General features: G+C 73.0%; 21 protein-coding genes and 1 pseudogene. 5 read left to right on the forward strand and 17 right to left on the reverse strand.

Annotation, left to right across the window (positions count from 1 at the left end; genetic code table 11):
* Positions 1 to 141: 141 nt before the first annotated feature.
* The 7 genes from ACZ5OX_RS17000 to ACZ5OX_RS17030 all read right to left on the reverse strand — a co-directional run bounded on the left by ACZ5OX_RS17000 (position 142) and on the right by ACZ5OX_RS17030 (position 5,088).
* Positions 142 to 789, reverse strand: a complete 648-nt coding sequence (locus tag ACZ5OX_RS17000; RefSeq protein ID WP_465630577.1) for a hypothetical protein — start codon at positions 787 to 789, stop codon at positions 142 to 144.
* Between the two features lie 62 nt (positions 790 to 851).
* Positions 852 to 1,289, reverse strand: coding sequence for a hypothetical protein (locus ACZ5OX_RS17005; protein WP_465630579.1), 438 nt, complete (start codon positions 1,287 to 1,289; stop codon positions 852 to 854).
* Between the two features lie 19 nt (positions 1,290 to 1,308).
* On the reverse strand, positions 1,309 to 2,274 hold the full coding sequence (locus ACZ5OX_RS17010; protein WP_465630581.1) for a helix-turn-helix transcriptional regulator: 966 nt from the start codon (positions 2,272 to 2,274) through the stop codon (positions 1,309 to 1,311).
* A 241-nt stretch (positions 2,275 to 2,515) separates the two neighbouring features.
* A complete protein-coding gene (locus ACZ5OX_RS17015) occupies positions 2,516 to 2,914 on the reverse strand; it encodes a hypothetical protein (protein ID WP_465630583.1) in 399 nt (132 codons plus the stop codon).
* Between the two features lie 185 nt (positions 2,915 to 3,099).
* Complete coding sequence (locus ACZ5OX_RS17020; protein ID WP_465630584.1) at positions 3,100 to 3,660, reverse strand: GNAT family N-acetyltransferase; 561 nt, start codon at positions 3,658 to 3,660, stop codon at positions 3,100 to 3,102.
* Between the two features lie 90 nt (positions 3,661 to 3,750).
* Positions 3,751 to 4,389 carry a DUF6461 domain-containing protein gene (locus ACZ5OX_RS17025; protein WP_465630586.1) on the reverse strand — a complete coding sequence of 213 codons (639 nt, stop codon included), beginning with the start codon at positions 4,387 to 4,389 and terminating at the stop codon, positions 3,751 to 3,753.
* A 78-nt stretch (positions 4,390 to 4,467) separates the two neighbouring features.
* Positions 4,468 to 5,088 carry a helix-turn-helix domain-containing protein gene (locus tag ACZ5OX_RS17030; RefSeq protein ID WP_392913332.1) on the reverse strand — a complete coding sequence of 207 codons (621 nt, stop codon included), beginning with the start codon at positions 5,086 to 5,088 and terminating at the stop codon, positions 4,468 to 4,470.
* Positions 5,089 to 5,199: 111 nt separating this feature from the next.
* Between ACZ5OX_RS17030 and ACZ5OX_RS17035 the strand changes: the two genes are divergently transcribed.
* A complete protein-coding gene (locus ACZ5OX_RS17035; RefSeq protein ID WP_465630589.1) occupies positions 5,200 to 6,636 on the forward strand; it encodes an aminopeptidase P family protein in 1,437 nt (478 codons plus the stop codon).
* Between the two features lie 92 nt (positions 6,637 to 6,728).
* Here the strand turns inward: ACZ5OX_RS17035 and ACZ5OX_RS17040 are convergent.
* The 3 genes and pseudogenes from ACZ5OX_RS17040 to paaK form a co-directional block, all read right to left on the reverse strand.
* Positions 6,729 to 6,857, reverse strand: a pseudogene (locus tag ACZ5OX_RS17040) (GNAT family N-acetyltransferase); the annotation flags it as partial.
* Between the two features lie 60 nt (positions 6,858 to 6,917).
* The gene (locus tag ACZ5OX_RS17045; RefSeq protein WP_465630591.1) at positions 6,918 to 7,589 is read right to left on the reverse strand and encodes a class I SAM-dependent methyltransferase; all 672 of its coding nucleotides are present in this window, start codon (positions 7,587 to 7,589) and stop codon (positions 6,918 to 6,920) included.
* A 134-nt stretch (positions 7,590 to 7,723) separates the two neighbouring features.
* A complete protein-coding gene (gene paaK / locus ACZ5OX_RS17050) occupies positions 7,724 to 9,073 on the reverse strand; it encodes a phenylacetate--CoA ligase PaaK (RefSeq protein WP_465630593.1) in 1,350 nt (449 codons plus the stop codon).
* Positions 9,074 to 9,473: 400 nt separating this feature from the next.
* Between paaK and ACZ5OX_RS17055 the strand changes: the two genes are divergently transcribed.
* The 3 genes from ACZ5OX_RS17055 (at position 9,474) to ACZ5OX_RS17065 (ending at position 12,874) form a co-directional block, all read left to right on the forward strand.
* On the forward strand, positions 9,474 to 11,018 hold the full coding sequence (locus ACZ5OX_RS17055) for a hypothetical protein (protein ID WP_465630595.1): 1,545 nt from the start codon (positions 9,474 to 9,476) through the stop codon (positions 11,016 to 11,018).
* A gap of 40 nt (positions 11,019 to 11,058) precedes the next feature.
* Positions 11,059 to 11,463, forward strand: coding sequence for a hypothetical protein (locus ACZ5OX_RS17060; protein ID WP_465630597.1), 405 nt, complete (start codon positions 11,059 to 11,061; stop codon positions 11,461 to 11,463).
* 247 nt (positions 11,464 to 11,710) lie between these two features.
* Positions 11,711 to 12,874 carry an ROK family transcriptional regulator gene (locus tag ACZ5OX_RS17065; RefSeq protein ID WP_465630599.1) on the forward strand — a complete coding sequence of 388 codons (1,164 nt, stop codon included), beginning with the start codon at positions 11,711 to 11,713 and terminating at the stop codon, positions 12,872 to 12,874.
* Positions 12,875 to 13,110: 236 nt separating this feature from the next.
* Here the strand turns inward: ACZ5OX_RS17065 and ACZ5OX_RS17070 are convergent, their stop codons facing one another.
* Positions 13,111 to 13,884: a GntR family transcriptional regulator gene (locus ACZ5OX_RS17070; RefSeq protein ID WP_465630602.1), complete on the reverse strand. Its 774-nt coding sequence runs from the start codon at positions 13,882 to 13,884 to the stop codon at positions 13,111 to 13,113.
* Positions 13,885 to 14,252: 368 nt separating this feature from the next.
* Between ACZ5OX_RS17070 and ACZ5OX_RS17075 the strand changes: the two genes are divergently transcribed.
* Positions 14,253 to 15,053: an exodeoxyribonuclease III gene (locus tag ACZ5OX_RS17075; RefSeq protein ID WP_465630604.1), complete on the forward strand. Its 801-nt coding sequence runs from the start codon at positions 14,253 to 14,255 to the stop codon at positions 15,051 to 15,053.
* Between the two features lie 1,062 nt (positions 15,054 to 16,115).
* Here the strand turns inward: ACZ5OX_RS17075 and ACZ5OX_RS17080 are convergent.
* The 6 genes from ACZ5OX_RS17080 to ACZ5OX_RS17105 all read right to left on the reverse strand — a co-directional run bounded on the left by ACZ5OX_RS17080 (position 16,116) and on the right by ACZ5OX_RS17105 (position 23,458).
* Positions 16,116 to 17,183 carry an acyl-CoA dehydrogenase family protein gene (locus tag ACZ5OX_RS17080; protein WP_465630606.1) on the reverse strand — a complete coding sequence of 356 codons (1,068 nt, stop codon included), beginning with the start codon at positions 17,181 to 17,183 and terminating at the stop codon, positions 16,116 to 16,118.
* Positions 17,183 to 18,328, reverse strand: coding sequence for an acyl-CoA dehydrogenase family protein (locus tag ACZ5OX_RS17085; protein WP_465630608.1), 1,146 nt, complete (start codon positions 18,326 to 18,328; stop codon positions 17,183 to 17,185). The genes ACZ5OX_RS17080 and ACZ5OX_RS17085 overlap by 1 nt, the downstream gene beginning before the upstream one ends.
* Positions 18,329 to 18,413: 85 nt before the next feature.
* A complete protein-coding gene (locus ACZ5OX_RS17090) occupies positions 18,414 to 19,607 on the reverse strand; it encodes a CaiB/BaiF CoA transferase family protein (RefSeq protein ID WP_465630610.1) in 1,194 nt (397 codons plus the stop codon).
* Positions 19,608 to 19,900: 293 nt separating this feature from the next.
* Positions 19,901 to 21,289, reverse strand: coding sequence for a CoA transferase (locus ACZ5OX_RS17095; RefSeq protein WP_465630612.1), 1,389 nt, complete (start codon positions 21,287 to 21,289; stop codon positions 19,901 to 19,903).
* A gap of 126 nt (positions 21,290 to 21,415) precedes the next feature.
* On the reverse strand, positions 21,416 to 22,153 hold the full coding sequence (locus ACZ5OX_RS17100; RefSeq protein ID WP_465630614.1) for a helix-turn-helix domain-containing protein: 738 nt from the start codon (positions 22,151 to 22,153) through the stop codon (positions 21,416 to 21,418).
* Between the two features lie 594 nt (positions 22,154 to 22,747).
* Positions 22,748 to 23,458, reverse strand: a complete 711-nt coding sequence (locus ACZ5OX_RS17105) for a DUF4232 domain-containing protein (RefSeq protein ID WP_465630615.1) — start codon at positions 23,456 to 23,458, stop codon at positions 22,748 to 22,750.
* Positions 23,459 to 23,539: the final 81 nt, after the last annotated feature.

A 23,539-nucleotide genomic window follows, 5' to 3' on the forward strand; every position in this document is an offset into this window, starting at 1 on the left:
CCAACAACCCTGGAAACCCCCCCCCCCCAGCTCAAGAGCTTGGGATTGTGGGCTTGGGTCCCCCCCCTCCCCGGGGGGGAGGACAGGGGGGGGGGGGGGCGCCCCCCCCCCCCCCCCCCCCCCCCGCTTCCGCTCCGCTCGTTACGCGGTCCCGCAGAACGGCAGCGAGGCGGTGGGCTCGGCGATGTCGTCGTCCCACACGTACCCGGCGCTGTTGGCCCACTGGACGCCGTTGCGGCCGGGGCGCTCGATGACCAGGTCCAGGCGCTTGCCGTTGTTGTCGAGGACTTGGCAGATGCCGGCCACGTCGTCGCCGGCCCAGGCGGTGCCGACGGCCGGGGTGCTCAGACCCGGCCCCGAGTAGATCGCGGTGTTGCGGACCGGGGTGAGCCGCCGGCCGTAGTTCGAGCAGCTCGGGAAGCCGCTGGTGGCTTCCGCGATGTCGTCGTCCCAGAGGTAGCCGGCGGTGTTGGCCCACTGGACGCCGTTGCGGCCCGGGCGTTCGATGCCCAGGATCAGGCGCTTGCCGTTGTTGTCGGTGACCTGGCAGATGCCAGCCACGTTGTCACCGGCCCAGGCCGTGCCGATCCGCGGGGTGCTCAGCCCCGGGCCGAAGTAGATCCCGGTGTCGCGCACCGGGGTGACCTGCGAACCGATGCCCAGGATGCCGGCCGGCCCCTGCTGCACCGCCGAGGCGGGCACCGCCCCGGCGGTGGCGCCGGCCAGAGCGGCGGCCGCCGCGAGGCAGACCGCTCCGAATGCGGTTGCCGCCTTCCTCGTCCTTGTCACGATCTTGCTCCTCCGCTCGTCCGAGGCTGCGCCACGACCATGGCGCGCCGTGTCTCGTGGTGTCAGCAGTGCGGCAGGATCCCGGTGTCGTGGGCGTAGCCGTACGCGTCCAGGTAGGTGTCGCTGACCCAGACGTTGCGGTGTCCGGTGTCGTCGTCGGTCAGCAGCCAGATGTTGCTGGTCCGGCCCGTTTCGCCGGCGTAGTACGTCTGTCCGGTGGTCCAGCAGTAGAAGTAGTTCACCCCGGCGTTCAGGGTGCCCGCGTGGCTGGAGTCCGCGGCGTCCGGCGTCCAGTGCGTCCACTGCGTGAGGATCGTGGTCAGGTTCTGCTTCGCGAACGCGGGGGCGGGTGCCGGCGAGGACGCGGTGGTGGAGGTCTTCGCCGCGGTGCCGGCCGGCGTCGCCGCGCCGACCCCCGCCGTGGCGGTGAGCAGGAGTGCGACGGCGCCCGCCGTGGTGGCCACCCGCTTCACCGCGGAGGCGATCAGACTGCGTGACACAGGGATTCTCCCGTTCGCATCATGGTGAGGGCGTCCGGCCGGTGGGGCCGGCGCCAGGACAATCCTCGGGAGGACGGCGGCCGCGGCGTTGGACATCCTTGCCCGGTCCCGCGACGGGTGGGGTGCGCGACAGCACGGACCGCACGACGCTGGGGAGTTCGCCGGCGTACTGCCGGAACACGCGTGTCAGGTGGGCCTGGTCGGCGAAGCCGTACTGCGCGGCCAGCTCCCGCAGCGGCCGGCCGCCGACGATCTCCTCCGCCACCGCGCGCACCCTCAGCTGGTTGCGATAGCTGGTGAGGGTGCGGCCGGTGACCGACCGGAAGACCCTGCTGAGGTGGAACGGCGAGCAGCCGGCCGCGCGGCTGACCTCCTCCAGTCCCAGGGTCGGCGGTCCGTCGATCAGTGCGGCGCAGGCCTGGTGGGCGATCCTGCGGTGGGCCAGGGCGGTGGCGGCCCGCCGTCCGCCACCGGTGGGCGGGCGGCCACCGGTCAGCCTGGCCATCAGGCCGTGGGCGCGCTCCGCCACCTCGAACGGGTCCGCCCCCGCGCGACAGGCGGCGGCCAGGCTCCGGTGGGCCAGGTCGAGGCCGGGATCCACCGGCAGGCTGCGCGGCCCGACCCCGCCCGGGCACTCCCCGTGGACGTCCTGGTGGAACTCCAGCACCGTGCTCAGCTCGGGAGCGTCGGTCAGATGGGCGACGGCCGCGTCGTCCCCGCGGCGTAGCAGGAAGCCCGTCGTGGGGTCGATGAAGTCCTCCCGGCCGCCGGTGCGGAGCACGAAGCCGCCCGAGCGGATCAGCGAAAGGACGAGCACCGCGTCGTCGGGTGCCCCGGTCACCACCGGCCTGAACGACCGGTGGTCCTCGAAGCAGGCGAGTTCGGTGATCCGCAGGCCCGACTGACAGGCCAGGCGGGAGCGTCTCACCGGTTCCTCGGGCAGGCCCTGCCGCCCGTGGCGCACCGCCCCGTGGTCTCGCACCATCCCCGCGTCCCCTGCGTCCGAACGAGTCGATCGGATCCGCAGTCTGGCGACGGCGGGGCGTGCGGCGCCCGCCGCAGCGGGGCTATTGGCGTAGACCAATCTTAGAATGACGCAAACATGCCATCTTTCCCGTGTCCGGAGTGCGCCGCCCGCAGGTCGGTCCTCGGCGAGCCCCAGCAGCCCTCGGCGCCCCTCGGCGAGCCCCAGCAGCCCTCGGCGCCCCTCGGCGAACCAGCGAACCTCAGCGACCCTGCGCGACCTGGAAGCGGCCGGAGCGCCAGTGCAGGCGCGCCGGGCCGCCGGTGGGCCAGTCGTGGTCCAGGTGGCGGCGGTCGCGGCCGAGCCCGCCCAGCTCACACGGTCGCAGAGTGCCCGCCGTCAGGCCGGAGGCCTCACCGTCGGTCACCGGCATGATCGTCACGTACTGGGCGTCGTCGCCGCCCATCCAGTCGACGACCTCGGTGTAGATCCAGACGAACCGCTGCGAACACTCCCGGCAGCGCCGGAGGTTGACGGCGAAGCGCGAGCCGTCCACCACCGCCGTCTCGTGCTCGAACCCCTCGCGCTGCCGGCCCCACACCGCCCGCTCGTCCTCGCCGTAGCACTTCGCGCAGCCGAACTCCGCCAGCGGCCTTCCCATCGGTCGACTCCCTGTTCCGCGACGTCCCGTTGTCGCGGCCCATGATGCCCGCAGGGCCCCGTCGACCGGCCGGACGGCCGGCCGCCCGAGGAACAATTCACGGCCCGTTCCCGCCCCGTTCGCGCCCCAAGAGGGAGAGGTGTCAGCCGGGTTGACGACGCGCCCGGAAAACGGCCCCAGGGATGTCAGGACTCCGGTGCCGGGCGGGGCGGCGGGCCCGCCCGCAGGAGCAGGCCCGCACCGCCGTCGAACTCGATGCCCTGGAACGAGGCACCGGTCCTGACGTGGTCGAATCCGAGTTCCCGGTGCAGGTCGAGCGAGGCGGGGTTCCTGGCGGAGACGAAGCACCAGACGGCCGAGTCCCGCTGATGGACCCAGTCCATCCGCCACCGGGTCAGCAGCCTCCCGATGCCGCGGCGGCGCCAGGCGGGATCCACCGTGACGCCGGTCAGGTAGTAGCCGGCCGGGGCGCGGTCCACGGGGTGCTCCGGCAGGAACGCCGCGTGCGCGTACCCGACGGCCTCACCGGCCACCTTCGCGGTGACCACCAGGCTGCGTCCGGCGCGGCGCGCCCGATCGATGCGCTCCGCCCATGCGTCCGCCGAACCGCCGCGGGCCCGGGCCTGCAGCCCGGCCAGCACGGGCACGTCCGCCCCGGTCGCCTCCGCCACCACCGCGGACACCGGGGCAGGCCGCGCGGCCGGATGCGGCAGGTAGGCGGCGAACCGCGAATCCGTCCCCGCCATGCCGCCTCCCCCGCTCCCGCTGCGTCTCCCGCCCACCACGCTACGGCCGCCCGTGCCCTTTCCGGCACCCGGCCGGCGGCGCACCTCGGATCAGTCGGTCTCCAGCAGCACCGCCGGAAGTGCGGCCTCCCGCACCAGGGCGCGCGGCAGGGTGAGCCCGAAGTGGCGGCCGAGCACCTCCAGGCAGGTGCGGTGGAGGTCACCGCTCTCGCGCTCGGGGTCCGGCAGCCCGGCGGCGGCCAGCTCCGCCGTCAGGGCGGCGGCCGTGGCCGGCTCTCCCCGGACGTCACCGGGGCCCCAGCTCGGGTCCAGGTGGAGGTTGAAGTAGCAGTGCTCCCGCCCGTCCCGGTAGCTGCTGAAGAACGGAGGCACCGGCTTGCCGTTCTCCTCCTCGAACTCCAGGTGGAAGACCTCGGCGCCGCCGCGTGACACGGACGGCGGGATCGTCAGCTCGCCCTGCCAGTAGCCGTACGCCACCGCGAAGGCGAGGTCGCCGCTGCGCCCGTGGTGCAGCGCGATGTCCTCGACCTCGCCGGCGAACTCGAGCTCGTACTCCTCGACCAGGTCCTCCGCGGTGAGTTCGTCGAGCGGTCGTGCGGTGCGCCCCGGAAGCTCCTCGGCGATCCGGGCCACCAGCTGCTCCGGCGTCAGGCCGCGGGCCAGCACGACGCTGTAGCCGCCGTAGGCGATCGACTCGGGTTCCGCCAGCCAGGTGAGTGCGTCCGTCATAGTGATCATCCTGCCCCACGGGTCGGACACGTTCGGTATTCCGAACGATCCGGCGGTGCGCCGAACCGCCGGGACCGCTCAGTGCCAGAGCCCCCAGGAGGCGGCCGGCCGGGCCGGTTCGGCGAGGTGGCCGTGCTGCTCGGCCCGGTACTGCAGCACCAGCACCGAGCGGACCCGCTCGCCGTCCAGCGCGGTGTAGGCGTGCGGCAGCGCGGCGTCGAAGCCGATGTAGTCGCCGGGGCCGAGCTCGATCTCCCGGCCGTCGACCCGCACGCCCAGCCGGCCGGCCTGGACGACGGTGTGCTCGGTGCCGGTGTGGCCGCCGGACTCCTGCGCGGCGCCGGCCCGCACCACCTGGTCGTACAGCTCGAACACCGCGTCCCCGGACTCGATCCGGCGCAGCGGGCGCAGGTCGACGCCCCGCCCGCTGAGCACCTCGGTCTCGGCCGCCCGCACCACCGTGACCTCACCGCCCGGCCGGGCCTCGACCAGGTCCGAGATCGGCACGCCGAGCACCCGGGAGAGCCCGAGCACCGTCTCCAGCGTCGGGTTCCCGGCCCCGGACTCCAGCTGGGAGAGCGTCGCCTTGCCGACCCCGGCCTGCCGGGACAGCTCGGACAGGGACAGGCCACGCTGGGCCCGTACCCGCTTCAGATTGGCGGCGAGGACGCCCCGGACGGATTCCTCGGCGTCGTTCACTCTCGACCTCTTCTCACCAGGCACTGTTCGATATACCGTACGGGACGCACACCGACGGACGGGGCAGCGTAGCGAAACGCCTCACTTCCCTCACCTCACCAGGAGACCGCAGTGACCGAGCCCGCCGAGACCATCAAGTACCGGAAGAACGGCCTGACCCGCGGCGTCACGGACGAACTCGCCGAGAGCATGACGCAGGGCTGGGCCGACACCGAGCGCACCGCCCTGGAGCCGGTCCCGCAGGCCGCGCACACCGCCCGCCGCCGCGCGGAGCTGTCCGCCGCCTTCCCCGGCGAGCTGCTGGTGGTCCCCTCCGGCAACCCCAAGGTCCGGGCCAACGACACCGACTACCCGTTCCGCCCCTCCTCCGACTACGCCTACCTGACCGGCGACCAGTCCGAGGACGGCGTCCTGGTGCTCACCCCCACCGGCGAGAACGGCCACGAGGCCGCGCTCTACCTGCGCGACCGCTCCCGCATCGACAACGGCGAGTTCTGGCTGGACAACCACGGCGAGCTGTGGGACGGCCGCCGCAACAGCCTGACCGAGAGCGAGCAGCTGTTCGGCCTGCCCTGCCGGGACGTGCGCACCGTCGGCGCCGACCTGCGCGCCGCCACCGGCCCGGTGCGGGTGCTGCGCCGCCACGACGCGGGCGTGGAAGCTGCCCTCGCGGACCGGGCTGACGCCCAGCGGGACGAGGAGTTCGAGGTCTTCCTGTCCGGACTGCGCCTGGTCAAGGACGAGTTCGAGATCGAGGAGCTGCGCTTCGCCTGCGCCGCCACCGCCCGCGGCTTCGAGGACGTGGTGCGCGTCCTCGGCACCGACTCGGAGACCGCCGAGCGGCTGATCGAGGGCACCTTCTTCGTCCGCGCCCGGATCGAGGGCAACGACGTGGGCTACAGCACCATCGCCGCGGCCGGCCCGCACGCGACCACCCTGCACTGGGTGCGCAACAACGGCCACGCCCGCCCCGGGGACCTGCTGCTGCTCGACGCGGGCGTGGAGACCAACCACCTCTACACCGCCGACGTCACCCGCACCCTCCCGGTCAGCGGCCGGTTCACCGACCTCCAGCGCAAGGTCTACGACGCCGTGTACGCGGCCCAGGAGGCCGGCATCGCGGCCGTACGGCCGGGCGGGCAGTTCCGCGACTTCCACCACGCCGCCCAGCGCGAACTCGCCGAACACCTCACCTCCTGGGGCCTGTTCGGCGACCTGAGCGCCGACAAGGTGTACGAGCTGGGCCTGCACCGCCGCTTCACCCTGGCCGGCACCGGCCACATGCTGGGCATCGACGTCCACGACTGCGCCCACTCCCGCACCGAGGAGCACGTCGACGGCCCGCTCAAGCCGGGCATGGTGCTCACCGTCGAGCCGGGCATCTACTTCCAGGAGAACGACCTGACGGTGCCGGAGGAGTACCGGGGCATCGGGGTGCGGATCGAGGACGACATCCTGGTCACCGAGGACGGCAACGAGAACCTCTCCGCCGACCTCCCCCGCCGCTCCGACGAGGTCGAGGCCTGGCTGGCCCGCCTGCGCGGCTGACGGACGGCCTGTCGAGCGCGTCCGCTCCCGCCCTGACGGGGGCGGGAGCGGACGCGCTCGGCAGGCGGACTCGCAGGCGGACTGCCAGGCGGTCAGGCCGGCAGCGGCTTGACCCAGCGGCTCCACTGCGGCTCGGGCGCGTAACCCGCCGCCTGCCAGGTGCGGTGGCCGAGGGCGTTGTCGTCCAGCACCATGGCGTCGGCACGCCGCCCGCCGGACGGCCGGCGCCGGGACGACCGCCCCGCGGCGCTCGGACGATCACTCCTCGGCATGAGCGGCCGTCAGCCGAGGCGCCACACCGTGGTGGTCTTGACCGCGGTGTCCTCCAGGTCCGCGACCACCGGCACCTGGTACGCCGCCGCCGCGGTGAACCGTTCCCGGGGCAGGTAGGCCCGGCCCGGGTCGCCGACGATCACGGTCGCGCCGCGCGCCGCGGCCCGCTCCAGGAAGGGCAGGAAGCGGGCGGCCATGGCCCGTTCGTAGAAGACGTCGCCCGCGAGCACCACCTCGGCGGGCCCGCCGTCGCCGTCCACCAGGTCCACCAGGGCGCCGTCCACGCGCACCCCGTTGGCCCCGGCGTTCAGCCCGATCGCGGCCACCGCGTAGGCGTCGATCTCGGCGGCCCGCACCTCCGTGGCCCCGCGCAGCGCGGCGGCCACCCCGACCAGCCCGGAGCCGGCCGCGACGTCCAACACCATACGGCCGGCGACCAGTTCGGGGTGGTCAAGGACGTAGCGGGCCACCGCCACACCGCCCGCCCAGGCGAAGGCCCAGAACGGCGGCGGCAGTCCGGCCTCCCCGCGTGCCCGCTCGGTGGTCTCCCAGAGGGCGATGGCGTCCTCGGCCATGTGCAGGCGGATCTCGGGTACGAACGGGACGGGCTTCAGCTCGGTCTCCCGCCGGATGAAGGCGAGGTCCTCGGCGGGCTGAAGAGTGCGCAGCTCACTCGGCATGCCCCGCAGCATAGAGCCCGCGCGGGGGTCGTTCTGCCACGCTGCCACGCTTCCGCCCGCCATCCCGTCACCCCCGTCGTCCCGTCAGCCGCGTCGTCCCGTCACCCCCGTCGTCCCGTCAGCCGCGCTCCGGCTCAACGCCGTTCGTCCACCACCCGCTTGATCTTCCCGACCGAGCGCTCCAGCGTGTACGGGTCCACCACCTCGACCGCGACGGTGATCCCGACCCCGTCCTTCACCGCGCGGGCGATGCCGGCCCGCGCCGACTCCCGCTGCTCGGTGGAGGCCTCCGGCCGGGCCTCCACCCGGACGGTCATGCTGTCCATCCGCCCCTGCCGCCCGAGCCGCAGCTGGAAGTGCGGGGCGACACCCGGGGTGCGCAGCAGGATCTCCTCGATCTGGGTCGGGAAGACGTTCACCCCGCGCAGGATGATCATGTCGTCGCTGCGCCCGGTGACCTTCTCCATCCGCCGGAAGGCCGGCCGGGCGGTGCCGGGCAGCAGCCGGCTGAGGTCGCGGGTGCGGTAGCGGATGATCGGCAGGGCCTCCTTGGTGAGCGAGGTGAAGACCAGCTCACCGCCCTCCCCTTCGGGCAGCACCGCGTCGGCCCCCGGCTGATCGGCCAGCGGGTCGACGATCTCCGGGTAGAAGTGGTCCTCCCAGATGTGCAGCCCGTCCTTGGTCTCCACGCACTCCTGGGCGATGCCAGGGCCGACGACCTCGGAGAGGCCGTAGATGTCCACGGCGTGCAGGTCGAGCCGTTCCTCGATCTCGCGCCGCATCTCCTCCGTCCAGGGTTCGGCCCCGAAGATGCCGATCCGCAGCGAGGTGCTGCGCGGGTCGACGCCCTGCTTCTCGAACTCGTCCAGCAGGGTCAGCAGATAGGACGGGGTGACCATGATGATCTCGGGCTCGAAGTCCAGGATCAGCCGCACCTGGCGGGCCGTCATGCCGCCGGAGGCCGGGATGACGGTGCAGCCGGCCCGCTCGGCGCCGTAGTGGGCACCCAGGCCACCGGTGAACAGCCCGTAGCCGTAGGCGATGTGCACCTTGTGGCCGGGTCGGCCGCCGGCCGCGCGGATCGAGCGGGCGACCACGTCGGCCCACACGGAGAGGTCGTTGTCGGTGTAGCCGACCACGGTCGGCTGGCCGGTGGTGCCGCTGGAGGCGTGGATCCGGCGGACCTGCTCCATCGGGACCGCGAACATGCCGAAGGGGTAGCCCTCGCGCAGGTCGGCCTTGGTGGTGAAGGGGAAGCGGGCGAGGTCGTCCAGGGTGCGGCAGTCCTCGGGGCGGACCCCGGCGGCGTCGAACTTGCGGCGGTAGAGCTCGACGTTGTCGTACGCGTGCCGCAGGGTGGCCCGTAGCCGGGTGAGCTGGTGGGCGCGCAGTTCGTCCGGCGTCATCCGCTCGCCGGCGTCCAGGAGCTCGGGCGGGATCGGCTCCCCGAGGTGTCGGCGCGGGGCGGGTGCGGTGCCGGTCATCGTCGCTCCTTCGCTGCTGCTCTGCCTGTGCCCTGTCGGGCTATGGCCGCGTCCTACCGGGCGCCGCCTGTGTCCTGCCGGGATCTGGCCGCGTCCTACCGGGCGCCGCCTGTGTCCTGCCGGGACCTGTCCGTGTCCCGTCCAGACCACCCCGGACTGCCTACCGATCGTTCGGTCAGGCCCGTTCGGGTCCATTGATCCAGTACCCGAACCACCTGTCAAGGGATCGCACAGAGCTTCCGGAATGTGCGGTTCCGACCACTTCGCGGTGACTTCGCCCCGACAGCTTGGCTGTCCGATATGAAAATCATTACAGAAGTTTGACTTGCTACCGGCCTCCCGCGCCCCGCCCCCGTGGTTCAGTAGTGCGGTTTCTGCCCCGCACCCCGGAGTGATCACCGTGCCCACGACTCCCGCCCTGGTCAGCGCGCTGCGCGAACTCGGCGACCGACCCGCCGTCGTCGCCGACGGGCGCGCGATCAGCGGCATCGGCCTGCTGCTCGGCGTCTCCCCGCCGGGCGGCCTGCCCCGCGCCCTCGCCCGGCGCGTCGCCGAGCACGCGGCGCTGGCGCCCTCCGCCGCCCGGGCCGCCGAGCAGCGGCTGCGCTACTGGGCCGGCGTCCTCGGCCCGCCCCCGATCCGGCACACCGTGCTGCACCCCGTCACCGACCTCGCCGTCGAACTCGCCCTCGCCACCCTGCTGGCCGGCGGCACCGTCCACTGCGGCGACCCCGAGCAGCAGCCCGAACAGCAGCTCGAAGCCGTCGCCGCCGCCCGGGCCACCCACCTCAGCCTGCCCTCCGCCCTGCTCTGGCCGCTCAGCCGCCAGCCCGGCCTCGCCGCCCACGACCTCGGCGCGCTGCGCCTGGTCCTGCACGTCGGCCCCGAACCCCGCCAGGAGGACGTGTACGCCGCCGTCGACGCGCTCGGCGCCGTCCTCGCCCACGTCCGCGCCCCGGACAGCAACGCCGAGGCCGCCGACCGCCGGCTGCGCGCCGACGCCGAGAACGCCTCCGCCGCCGCCTGGAAGTACGGCATCGGCATCACCGCCGCCCAGGTCCGCGACTTCGGCGCCCAACTCGACCGGGCCGTGCTCGCCTCGCTGCTGCACACCCTCCAGCAGAGCGGCGCGCTGACCGACCCCGCGCGCGGCTACCCCGAGGCCGAGGTCCTGGCCGCGGCCATGGTCACCCCCGCCCAACGCCCCCTGGTCACCCGCTGGCTGGACGCGCTCGCCCGGCACGGCCTGCTCACCCGTCAGGACGGCGGAGCCCAGGGCCCGGTCTACCGCGGCGGACCCGGACCGGCCGCCGCCGAGGTCCGGGAGACCTGGCGCCCGGCCGTCGAGACCTGGGCGGACGGGCTCGGCCCGGCCGCCGCCCTGGACCGGGTCCGCCGCGGCGCCCTGCGGCTGCCCCGGCTGATCACCGGCGCGGAGGCCCCCCGGCCGGCCGCCTCCCCGGTCCGCTGGGCCGCCGCCCGGGGCTTCCTCGGCGCCGCGCTCGGCGCGCTGGTGCGCGGCGCCGCCGACGCCCACCAGGGGCCCGGGCCGCTGCGCGTCCTCGAACTCGACGCCGAGGGCGGCGAACCCGCCGTCGCCCGCGCCCTCGCCGCCCGGCCCCGACCGAACACCGAGCACCACACCGCCCCCGACGGCGGCCGCTACGACGTCGTCATCGCGAGCGTGACCGGGCGGTCGGAGCGGGAGGTCCCCGAGCTGGTCCGACTGCTCTCCCCCGGCGGCCGGCTGCTGCTGCTCGCGCCCACCGCCGAACAGCTCGACCTGCTGATCACCGGCGACCCCCTCGGCCTCACCGCCCACCGGGCCGAGCACTGGCGGGCCGCGCTCACCACCGCGGGCTGCCCGACGGTGCTGACCCTGCCGGAGGAGGGGCACCCGATGGCGCTGCTGGGGCGGCGACTGTTCGCGGCGCGGGTGGACTGACGGGAGACGCCGAGGGCGGGGCTGGCTACGCTCAAGGGTCATGACCGCTTCCACGCGTCCGGCCCGACCCGCCCGCGGGTCCCTCGCCTCCCTCGGCTCCCTCGGATCGCTACTGTCGATCGACTCCATCGGGTCCATCGGGTCCGTCCTGTCCATCGGGTCGATCGGGTCCATCCTCTCCATCGGCTCCATCGGGTCCGTCCTCTCCATCGGCTCCATCGGGTCGATCGGGTCCCTCGGCTCGATCGGGTCGATCGGGTCCCTCGGCTCGATCGGGTCCATCCTGTCCGTCGGCTCCATCGGCTCGATCAGGTCGGCCTGTTCCACCCTCAGTGCCCTGTCGGCCGGCTCCCGGCTCGGCCTCGACTCGCTGCTGTCGGAGCGTTCCCGCCGGTCGGCGGGGCCCCGGCGGCTCGCCTGCCCGCCCACCGTGGCCGGGCGGTGAAGTCCGGATCACGCACCGCCACCCGATCCGTACCATTTCGATACCGAAGCCGGGATGAGCTGCGAAGATCCTCGCCGCCCCGGCCGGTCCCCGGGTAGGCTCCGCTTGTCCTCCGGCCCTCGCGCAGGCGGCCCCCTGCCGCCCTGCCGCGTTCTCCGGGGGCCGCAACCCCGCGGGCCATTCGGTGGGCACCGCGCACTCGACACCGCGCGCCAGGGCAGTCGCGCGAACGGCGAAGGGCATCGCATTGGCGGATCGGCTCACCGGAGGAGACTCCTCGCTGCTGCGGCGGATCAACGCGGCGGTCACGCTCCGGGCGCTGCGCAACGGCCACTCCGTGACCCTCACTCAGCTCGTCGGCGAGACCGGACTCTCCCGCCCGACGGTCGAGGGCGTGATCGAGGGCCTGGTCGAGACCGGACTGGTCGCCGAGGTCGACCAGCCCAGGGACGATGGCCAACCGGGCACCGGCCGCCGCGGCCGCCCGGCCCGCTGGTTCCGCTTCCGCGCCGAGGCCGGACACATCCTCGGCATCGAGATCGGCGTGCACGACATCCGGGTCATCCTGGCCGACCTCACCGGCGAGGTGGTGGGCAGTCACTTCAAGCCCGTCGACGAGAGCCTCGACGCCGAGGACCGGCTCGCCGCCGTCCGCACCGCCGTCGCCGAGGTGCTGCGCAAGGCCGGCATCTCCCGGGACAACCTGTGGTCGGTCGGCATCGGCACCCCCGGCATCGTGGACCGCGAGGGCACCATCCGGCTGGGCACCGCGATGCCCGGCTGGACCGGGCTCGACCTCGGAGCCCGGCTGCGGCGCTCCTTCCGCTGCCCGGTCCTGATCGAGAACGACGCCAACCTGGCCGCCATCGCCGAGCACTGGCAGGGTTCGGCGGTCGGCGCCGACGACGTCGTGTTCGTGATGGCCGGCCTCAGCCCGGGCGCCGGCTCCCTCATCGGCGGCAGGCTGCACCGCGGTTTCGGCGGCGCGGCCGGCGAGATCGGCGCCCTGCACCTGCTCGGGCAGGACGTCACCCCCGAGCGCCTGCTCTCCACCACCGGAAAGCCCCTCAACCCGCTGGACGAGGCCGCCGTGGCCCGCGTGCTGCGGCTGGCCCGGGAGGGCGACGAGGTCGCCAAGGTCGCCATGGACCGCTTCCTGACCCGCCTCGTGCAGGGCGTCGCCGCGCTCGTCCTGGCCATCGACCCGCAGCTGGTGGTGATCGGCGGCTGGGCGGCCGGCCTCGACGGCGTCCTGGACCCGCTGCGCGAACGCCTCGCCCAGCTGACCCTGCGCGCCCCGGAGGTCGCCCTGGCGGCCCTCGGCTCGGAGGTGGTGGCGATGGGCGCCCTGCGCGTCGCCCTCGACCACGTCGAGGAGCAGCTCTTCGCGGTCGACCCGCCCCGGGCCTGACGCCCCTGCGGGGCGGCTCGTCGCGTCGGTGGGGCGGCTGCCTGATCGGCGGGTCGGCTCCGTCGTGGGCGGAGCGGCTCGTCAAAGGCTCACGACCCCACCCTTCCCCCTCCACACTGCCGGATCTTCCGATGCCTTGCGGGCCACACGGGCCATGCGGGCCACTCGGGCCAACAGCAAAGGCCCGGACGCCAGTTGGCGTCCGGGCCCCTACCTGAGGGTGTTCGGAAAATGGTTCAGGAGGCGGTACGGACCTCGGCCGTCGCGCCGACCGGGGTGACCTCGACGAGTCCGGCCTCGCCGAAGGTCAGCTTGCAGGTGTCCGCCCGGTAGGTAGAGACGGCCAGCGCCACCAGCCGGCCGGCCGAGGCGTACTGGGTGGTCATCACCAGCACCGGCGCGCCGGGCGGGCGCTCCAGCAGCGCGGCCTGCTCGGCCTCGGCGACGCCCAGCTCCACGGAGCGGGACTCGCCGTCCACCTCCAGGCGCTCCAGCTGGCGCAGCACCGAACGGGCGCGGTCGCTCTCGGCGCGGAAGCCCGGCAGGTGCGGCAGGGCGGCGGCCGGAACGTGCAGTGCCTCGGTGGCCACCGCGCGGCCCTCGACCAGGCGGACCCGGCGCACGGTGTGCACGGTCGCACCCTCGGCGATGCCGAGGGCCTTCGCCAGCTGGGCGGGGGCGGGGGCGGTGGTGCAGTCGATCGTGCGCCAGGACTGGCTGCGCGCGGCGCCGGGCCAGCCCTCCTCCTGCCGACTGACCGGGACGCCGACCCGCGGGGCGGCGATCAGGGTGCCGATCCCCCGGCGGCGCACCAGGCGGCCCTCCAGCTCCAGTTGGTCGAGCGCCTGCCGCAGCGTGGCCCGGGCGACGCCGAAACGGGCCGAGAGCTCGCGCTCGTTGGGCAGGACCTGCCCGGTGGAGAACTCCGAGTCGATGGCCCGCAGCAGCACCGTGCGCAGGTGCCAGTACTTCGGCTCCGGCACCGCAGAAAGCTGTCCTGTCGTCCCCACCGTGTCCTCCACCCTGATGCTGTCCGCCCTGCGGCAAGGAGGCCGGATCCCGGGCCCACTGTCCGCTGTCGCGGCAGGTGGGAGAGCGGGCCTTTATCCGTCCTTCTTTATTAAAGGTCCTTGCAGTAAGTGACCCTAGGCGCTCCGTCCGGAGATGGTCAAGACCAATGGCGCGGCTTGATGGGGCGGCCGCACATCTTCATGCCGCGTTCACGACAGCTCCTGTCAGCCGCTGTCACCATCCACGTCGGCACCCGGATCCGGGGCCGCGTCCGGGGCCGCGTCCGGGGCCGCGTCCGCGCCCGCCGGGGCCGTCGGCCCGCGCGTCACGATTCGGGTCGGCAACCACCAGTCGGTAGGCTGCCCGGGTGATCGTGGTGACGAGTGTGAACGTGAACGGAATCCGGGCAGCGGCCAAGAAGGGCTTCGTCGAGTGGCTGGCCGGCACCGAGGCGGACGTGGTCTGCCTCCAGGAGGTGCGCTCGGAACCCGCGCAGCTGCCCGTGGAGTTGCGCGACCTGGACGGCTGGCACGCGGTCTGGGCCCCCGCCGCCACCAAGGGCCGGGCCGGCGTCGCCATCCTCTCCCGGCAGGAGCCGCAGCGCACGGTGATCGGATTCGGCTCCGAGGAGTTCGACGACTCGGGCCGGTACGTCGAGATCGACCTGCCGGGCCTGACCGTCGCCAGCCTCTACCTCCCCTCCGGCGAGGTCGGCACCGAGCGTCAGGACGAGAAGGAACGCTTCATGGCGGAGTTCCTCGTCTACCTCACCGCCCTGCGCGCCCGCGCGGCCGCCGACGGCCGCGAGGTCGTCGTCTGCGGCGACTGGAACATCGCCCACCGCCCCGAGGACCTCAAGAACTGGAAGTCCAACCAGAAGTCCGCCGGCTTCCTCCCCGAAGAGCGCGCCTGGCTCTCCCGCGTCTACGACGAGGCCGGCTACGTCGACGTCGTCCGCGCCCTCCACCCCGACCGCACCGGCCCCTACTCCTGGTGGTCCTACCGCGGCCGCGCCTTCGACAACGACTCCGGCTGGAGGATCGACCTCCAGGTCGCCACCCCCGGCCTCGCCGCCAAGGCCGTCGAAGCCTACGTCGAACGCGCCGCCACCCACGCCGACCGCTGGTCCGACCACGCACCCGTCACTGCCGTGTTCGATCTCGGCTAACTGGCCGACAGCCGGCGATAGTTCAGCAGCACCGAGAGGCAGCCAGAGGCCCCTAAAACCCGGCCGTGCCAGAATTCCCTCTCATCTGCAGGCCGACACGACACCGGCCTCACGCTCCAGCGGACCTCCCCGCTGGAGCGTTTTACAAAGTGAGTCGATCGCCGGCTCCGATGGCATTGTCAACACTCCAGCGCCCTGCGGCCGGAGGCGGCCATCTTCGATTCCGACGGCACCCTGGTCGACACCAGCACCGTCACCGCCGACGCCGTCCGCGCCGGCTTCGCCGACCTCAGCCTCACCGCACTGCTGAGCGGCGGCCGTCCCCATTGGCAAGGCCCGCGTCCGTGTCGCGGGCCTTGCCAATGGGGACGCCCATCCCGTCACAGCACCTCCTCCCGTGCGCCGTCCGTCCCTCGAACACGAGGACATGGCGATGACGGCCGACCTCGTCACCCGGTCACCAACGTCCGGCAGTTTTATAGCCAGGCAACGCCGTCGCATCGGTTTGAACTCACGAACCCGCTTGCCCCCCAGTCGCCCGCGCATGGACGTCACTGCACGTCAGACGGTGGACAGCCCGCGCTGTTCGTTCACCTGAGGACACCTCAGATGTGCTGACGAACGACGCGTGGTCCCCGGCAAGTCCCCACCGATCCCCCTTCCGATGCGGCCCCTCAGTCACGCTCGGTGGGCCACCGCATACAGAGGAGTGGAACTCGGGATACTCATACAGGTCCGTCATGGTGCCGCACCGGGATGGGCGGGCAGCGACCACGGTCAGCGTGCAGCCCGGATCCTATGTGCCCGCCGCGTCCTGTTCCACATGCCCGCCGACCGCACGGCCCGCCTCATCCCGGAGGAGCTGGTCCAGGCCCGCTTCCATGCCCGCGGTCACAACGACGGCCTGAGCGGCACGCACCAGCTCGCTCCGGTGGGCCCCGGCCGGGTGGCCCCCGGCCTACGCGGCGACCGCCGCCGCGGGAGCCACCGCCGCCTGGAGCCTTCCTCGTGCGGCGCCTGCCGAACATTCGGTCGATTGACGGCAGGCGCGGGGGCGAGGGGTCAGGGTGTGGTGGTGAGGGTGGGCCAGAGGGTGGCGGCGTTGACGGACCGGGCCAGGGCGGGCGCCCAGGTGGTTTCGTCGCCGTCCTCGTCACGCCAGGACCACAGGCGGGTGGTGGCGAGGTGGAGCGGGTTGAGCCGGGTGATGCCGATGGCGCCGTGGAGTTGGTGGGCGATGCGGGCGATCTCGGCGGCCGAGGCGGATGCCTGGGTCTTGGCGGCGGCGACGACGAAGTGGGCGGCCACCCCGCCGGTGTCCAGCGGGGTGGCCGCGGCTTGGACGGCGGCGCGTACCAGGGCGGCCTCCTCGATGAGCCGTGCCTCCTCCTGCTTGACCGCCTGGAAGCGGCTGAGCGGACGGCCGAACTGGGTGCGGGCGGTGGTGTGGGCGACCGTCAGTTCTACGCAGCGTTCGGCGGCTCCGGCGATCAGGGCGGCCCGGGCCAGGGCTGCGCGGAGCCGGGCCTCCTCGAGCAGTTCCGGAGAGATCCGGCGGACCTGCGAGGCGGGGATCTCGAGGGCGGCGAGGTGCAGGTCGTCGCGGGGTTCCTCGGCGAGGTTGCCGCCGGGGGTGAGGACGGCCCGGTCGGGGGTGAGGGTGAACAGGACAGGGCCGGAGGGAGCGGTGGCCAGGACGATGACGGCGGTGGCGGTGCGGGCCCAGGGGACGCGACGCAGGGTGCCGGTGACCAGCAGGGTGGCGTCGTCGCCCAGGCAGCCGGCCGAGCCGACGGGGGAAGCGGCCGGACGGGCGTAGCGGATCGTCAGCTCGGGGGCGATGGCGTAGCTGAGCGGGCCGTCGGGGACGGGGAGGCCGACGCGGTGCAGCAGCGGGCGGGCGACCAGGGCGGTCTCGGCGAGAGGAGTGGGGACGGCGCGCCGTCCTGCCTCCTGGGCGGCGGCGAGGAGTTCGGCGGTCGAGGCGTCCGGGGAGGGGAGGGCCACGGCGTCCGGGGCAGTCGTGTTGGTGACGACGGCGATGGAGTCCGCATCGGCGTAGAAGGCGGTGGTGTCGTAGGCGTCGGCGGAGATGACGGGGGTGCTGGTGTCGATCGTGTGGGTGTTCATCAGTGCTGCTCCAGACCACGAGTGATGATGCCGCGAAGGATTTCGTTGGTGCCGCCGCGCAGTGTGTAGCCGGGGCTGTGCAGCAGGGCGAAGGCGAGCAGTTCCGGGTGGGTGCCGGGGGTGGCGTGCGGGTCGGCGGGGGTCGGCAGGACGCTGCGGACGGTGTCGACCAGGGTGCCCTCCAGCCGGGTGCCGAGGTCTTTGACCAGGGCGGCCTGGGTGTCGGGCGAGGCTTCGGTGTCCAGGGCGGCGGCCACGCCGAGGGACAGTCGGCGGATGCTGTGCAGACGCGCCGCCAGAATGCCCACCCGGGTGAGCTGTTCGGCTGTCTCGGAGCGCTGCTCCAGTTCGCGGAGCAGGGAGACCAGCAGGGGGAAGGTGGACAGGTAGCGTTCGGGGCCGCTGCGTTCGAAGGCGAGTTCGCCGGTGACCTGCTTCCAGCCGTCGCCCCGCTGCCCGAGCAGCATGCCGTCGGGGACGTCGACGCCTTCGAGGTGGAGGGCGTTGAAGCGGTGCTCGCCGCTCATCAGCCGGATCGGCTCGACCCGCACGCCCGGGGCACGCAGGTCGACGATGAACTGGCTGAGGCCGGCGTGCCTGTCCTCGGCCTCATCGGTGCGGGCAAGGACGATGGTGTAGTCGTTGACGTGAGCGCCGCCGGTCCACATCTTGGTGCCGGTCAACCGCCAGCCGTCGGCGGTCCGTTCGGCACGGGTGGCGACCGAGGCGAGATCGGAGCCGCTGCTCTTCTCACTCATGCCGATGGAGAAGAAGCACTGCCCGGCGGCGATCCGGGGCAGGAAGAAGCGGCGTTGCTCCTCGGTGCCGTGCTGGAGGATGGACGGGCCGGCTTGCCGGTCGGAGACCCAGTGGGCGCTGACCGGGGCGCCGGCGGCGAGCAGTTCCTCGATCACCACGTAGCGCTCCAGGAAGCCGCGGCCGGCGCCGCCGTACTCGACGGGCAGGGCCATGCCGACCCAGCCGCGCTCCGCGAGGCGGCGGCTGAAGTCGGGGTCCCAGCCGGCCAGCCAGGAGTCGGGGCGACCGAGTACGGTGCCGCGGGCGCGCTCCTCGTCGAGAAAGGCGCGGACCTCGGTTCGGAGTCGGCAGGCCGATTCGGGCAGGACGACGTCGGGGAATGCCATCGGTGAAAGCGTTGAAGGCGACATGGTTCATTCGCTCCTGGGCTGGTGAATGAGCGGTTGATTTCTTTTCGGTACGGGAATTCGGTCAGCCTGTGGGGTGCAGCAGGGAAGGGTCGAAGCCGGCTTCGCGGAGGACCTCCTCGGTGTGCTGGCCGATGGCCGGGCAGGGCCGTAGCTCCGGCTCCGGGTCGGCCGAGTAGTGGACCGGGAGGCCGATGACCCGGTAGCGGCCCTCGGTGGGGTGGTCGGCCTCGCGCAGCAGGCCGCCCTCGCGGGCGTAGGCGGTGGCGGCGGCGGAGGCCAGGTCGAGCACGGGGGCGGCTGCGATGCCCGCCCGGTCGCAGAACTCCTGCCACTCGGCGCTCGTGTGACGGGGCGTCAGCTCCGCGAGCACCGGATAGAACGCGTCGGCGTTGCGGGCCCGGTCGGGGCCGGTGGCGAAGCGCGGGTCGGCGGCCAGCTCGGGACGGGCGACGAAGGCGGTGAAGTCCCGCCAGTTGCGGTCGCTCTGCGGCAGGATGCACATCCAGCCGTCGGCGGTGCGCAGGGCGCGGCGGTGCGGGCTGAGCGAGCGCGGCGAGCCGAACGCCCCGTCGGTTTCCAGGGCGGCCGCGCCCAGGTGCTCGACCAGGTTGAAGGCGAGCATGGTGTCGACCATCGGGACCTCGATGTGTTGTCCGGTGCCGCCGTGCTCCCGGTAGTGCAGCGCGGCCAGTACCGACTGGGCGATCTGCATGCCGCAGATCTTGTCGGCCAGCACGGTGGGAACGTAGTGGGGTTGGCCGGAGACCTGGTGGTTGAGCCAGACCAGGCCGCTGGCCGCCTGGATGATGTCGTCGTACGCGGCGTGGGTGCCGTAGCGGCTGTCGCTGCGGAAGCCCTGGGCGTTGGCGTAGATCAGACCGGGGTTGACGGCCGCGACGTCGTGGTAGCCGAGGCGGAGCTTCTCCAGGGCCTGCGGGCGCAGGTTGGTGATGAGGACGTCGGCGGTGCACAGCAGGGCGAGCAGGGCGTCGCGGCCGTGCGGGGCCTTGAGGTCGATGGCGGCGCTGCGCTTGTTGCGGTTCAGGTTGAGTGCCGCGCCGCCCATGCCGGGGTGGCGCTGTGGCGGGTAGTGGCGCGTCATGTCACCGGTGGGCGGCTCGACTTTGATCACGTCGGCGCCCAGGTCGCCGAGTTGCTGGGCGGCGTACGGAGCCATGATCACGCTGGCCAGTTCGATGACGCGGACTCCGGCGAGGAGTCCTCGGCCGGACGGGCCGCTCGGCTTCTCGGACATCTTCCTGTGCCTCCTGGGGTATCGGGTGGGGTGGATGAACGGCGCTGCGGTACGGGCGGCGGCGGACACGTGGTGCCGAAGAGGCAGATGCGGTGGAACTCGCCGCATTGGTCGGCACGGGGCAGCGGTTCCGGTTGCCAGGGCTGGTTGCTACCGTTGTCGTCGCCAGGGACGACGATGTGCGTACCGTTGCCCGTCGACTGCTCCTGAGCGTCGAAGATCCCGCCGGTGTCGCTTGGGATCGTCACCGCCGGCGGCTCGCTGGCAGTCTGGAAAGGTGCCGTAGAAGTGGCCTAGCTCCACTGGAGCGCAGCAGACCCGAGCGGGGACCGCCAACCGGGCTGGGGGACCGTGCGCCCGCTGTACGCGAACGGAGTCGCCGGTTCGGTGAGCGGGCCGAAGTCGGTCCCCGTGGTCGACAGCGCGGCGAGCGGCGCGCGCCCGGGCCGGGGCAGGCCGAGTACATCCTCCCGCGCGAGCATGCCGAGTTCCTGCACCCAGTGACACACCCCGGCCAAGGTCACGCGGATCCGCCACGAGCCGCCCTCCGCCGCACGTCGGCACAGGACCGTTGCGACGGCGGCAGCCCCGAGGTAGGCGGCGAGGTAGTCATTGAGCAGGTACGTCGGCGGCAGCGACGGCCGGTCGGTCCACTCCTCGACGGCGAATCCGGTTGCCGAGCAGGCGAGTTGGTCGAACCCGCCGCGTTCGCCCCAGGGGCCGTCGGCGCCCCAGGCGTGGTATTCGAGGGTGATGAGTCCGGGGCGGCGCCGGACGAGTTCCTCGGTCGACGCCCCGTGCCGGGCAAGTCCCCGGTAGGCGTGGACGAAGACGTCCGCGTCCTGGAGCGCGTCGTGGAAGGCCGCACGGTCGTGATCGTCGCGCAGGTCGCAGTAGGCGTTGCGCTTGCCGCCGCCGGTCATCGCGATCATCGGGATCGGGTCGGGGCGGTCGGGACGCGACAGGTGCAGCACGTCGGCGCCGAACTGGGCGAGAAGCCGCGCCGCGACGGGACCTGCGATGACATGGGTGAGATCGAGCACCCGTACGCCCGCAAGCGCCTCATCGGCCGCACCGATCGGCTCCAGAGGCCGGACCGGTCCATCACCGACGCGTTCGATCTCGACGACCGGGCGCTGCGCGACATGGCGCCCCGCGGGGTGCGCGAGCCACTCGTCCCGGCTGCGCACCACGCAGGCGACGCCGCCCCGCGCGCAGATGGCCTCCTCCAGCGTGAAGGCGTCCCAGCCGGCCGCGGCCTGCGCGATCCCCACCTTGTCGAGCCCGCACCTCAGCACGGAGTGGACCGCGTCCCGAAGATGCGGATAGGTGGTGATGATGAAGATCCACCGGCCGTCGCGCGCCCGGTAGAAGTCGTTGTTGCCGAGCAGGGTCGGATCGTCGAGGAGAGCACCGAGCGGGCGTCCCGAGAGCGTCGTGTGATACGTCGCCATGAGCTGGTCGATCGCGGCCCCGGCCTGTACCCGAACCCTCTGGTGCGGGTGACCGCGCTGTTCACCGACCGCCGCCGTCTGCCGCCCGAAGACCCCGATCGCGGCAGCCATGGCATCGGCGAGACGGTGCACCGAGGGCACCAGGGGATCGGCCCCGACGACGGTGATGTCCTCGGCCCCCCGGGCCGGATCGGGGTCGCCGAGGGTGTGCAGCAGCCGGGAGACCATCTCGCCGGTGGACGACGGAGGCGTCGGCTCGGCCGTGGTCAGCGTGTTCGAAGTCATGCCGGGATACTCGTTCCCGACACGGCACGAGCGCCCGCATTCACGGATATCCGTGAACCGATGCGGACGTCACGTCCGCCCCTCCTGGATGTGCGCGAGGAGCCGGGCCGCCGCCCGGTCCAGACTCAGCCGCTCCGAGCGGCCACCACGCCGGTGCGTCAGAACCAGGGCACCCGTGACGACGGGGCCGTCAGTGACGGGGATCGCGAGCGCGCTGACCTCGGGATCGGCCAGACCCTCGCTGCGACTGATCCGCGACGCGCGGATCCCCGGAAGAGCGCGGCGAAACTCGGCGACCGCCTCGGGGTCGTGGCGGGCGAGCTCGTCGAGCAGCCCACGGCGCTCCGTCTCGTCGGTGAAAGCCAGCAGCAGACGGCCCGCGGCGGTGCGCAGGAGCGGCCGGGCCATGTGCTCGTCGGCGAGCGGCACGAGGCGGGGAATCTCGTCCTCGCCGCCACGCGCGAGGTGCACGGCGTCGAGCCCGACCCGCACCGTGAGCAGCACCGGGGTACCCGCGACGCGGCTCAGTTCGTTGAGCTCGGCTTGGCTGATCCGTGGGACGACCCGGCCGGCGATGAGGTTGAGGACGTGCGGGGCGGGCCCGAGCCGGAAGCGCCGGCGCTGTTCCAGCAGAAAACCCGTCGCGACAAGTCCGTTGACCAGATCCTGCACCGAACTCGCCGGCGCCCCGACCGTCCGCGCCAACTCGGCCACGGTCACCCCGCCCGGCGCCCGCGCGGCGGCCTCCAGGATCCACACGACCCGGTCCACCGTACGGTGACGCCGCCGTCGGCCGTGCTCACTCATCCCGCCCGCCTTGTCCTCGTTGTACCTCGCCGGCCGATCGCGCCGACACGGCCCGGACGATCTTCCCCCACCACCCGACGAGCAAGCCGACCCCGGCCCCCTGCAGACGTCACCGGCCCGGCGAAGAGACGAGACGTGAGGCACGTTGCCGTGGCCCCTGGGCGAGACGCACCGAGTACACGCAGGCCGTCATCACGGAACGGGACATTCCAATCGCGGGCCTGCAGTCGGCGTGCAGGCTCGCATTGCGGATGTCCCTTTCTCATTGACTGTGGCCATTTCTGACCCAAGGGACAGGGCGGTGGGCCGTCACGCGGTGACCTGCTTGTCCGTGCGGCAACGCGGCTGTGGAGTCGTTCTTCAGTCTGTTGCAGAAGAACGTCCTCGACCGCCTGGTGCGGGCCACCCGCGAGGAACTGCGGATCGCGATCGTGACCTGGGGGCATGATTCCGCCACGCATAAGATCGCGTTTTCACTCCGCTGCCGGCCCTGGCAGCTCAACCGTTCACACCGCCGACGGCAGTACCTGGACCTGCTCCTGGTCCACGCCGTCATGTCCAGGATCGTGCGAACGCACGGAGCCACGCCACGCTCTACCGTGCCGCGAAGGCTCCGACCTTGAAGTCGGTGCCGCAGACGCTGAAGACGCCGCCCGGCGAGCCGTTCGCCTTCATCACGTTCACCGTGGTGCCCACGTCCTTGGGCAGCGCGACCTTGACGTGGGACGCCTCCACCGGGCAGGTGTAACGGGCCGACGGGGTGCCCTCGCTGTTCACGTCGTTGTACAGCACGTCCGCCACCACCGCGGCGCCCGCCGGGACGTCGACCGCGTCCGAGCCGTCCTTGGAGTTGTCCCCCGAGACCGGGCCCGCCTTGCCCTGGTCGTCGTCGGCGACCACGGTCGTCGGGCCGACGATGGTGCAGGGGGCACCCGAGCTGTTGGTGATCTTGAGGGTCGCGGCGGCGGGCTGCGCGTCACTGGCGTGGCCCGAGGACTGGCGGAACGTCACCGAGGTGTTCTTGGTCGTGCAGGCCGCGATGACGCCGCCCCCGCCCGTGCCGGAGGACGAACTGCCTCCACCGCTCTTGCTCGTCTTGCCCCCGGACGACGCCGAGGCCGAGCCCGCGGCCGGCGCCGAGGCCGGGGCCGGGGCCGAGGTGGCACCCGACGGGGCGGCTGACGATGCGCTGGTGCCGACGGCGCTGTCCTGCGTGCCACTGCCGTCGTTGCAGGCGGTCAGGGACAGGGCGAGCGCGGCGACGGCGCCGACGGCGAGCAGGGCGGGACGGGTGGTGGTGCGCATGGCTGGTTCCCCCGGTTCTCGTTCGTGGGTCGCGATCCTGCACGAGGTCGTTTCCCCTTACACGAACTAGGGTGTTGCGGC

It is taken from the genome of Kitasatospora sp. NPDC032121 (assembly GCF_055580145.1).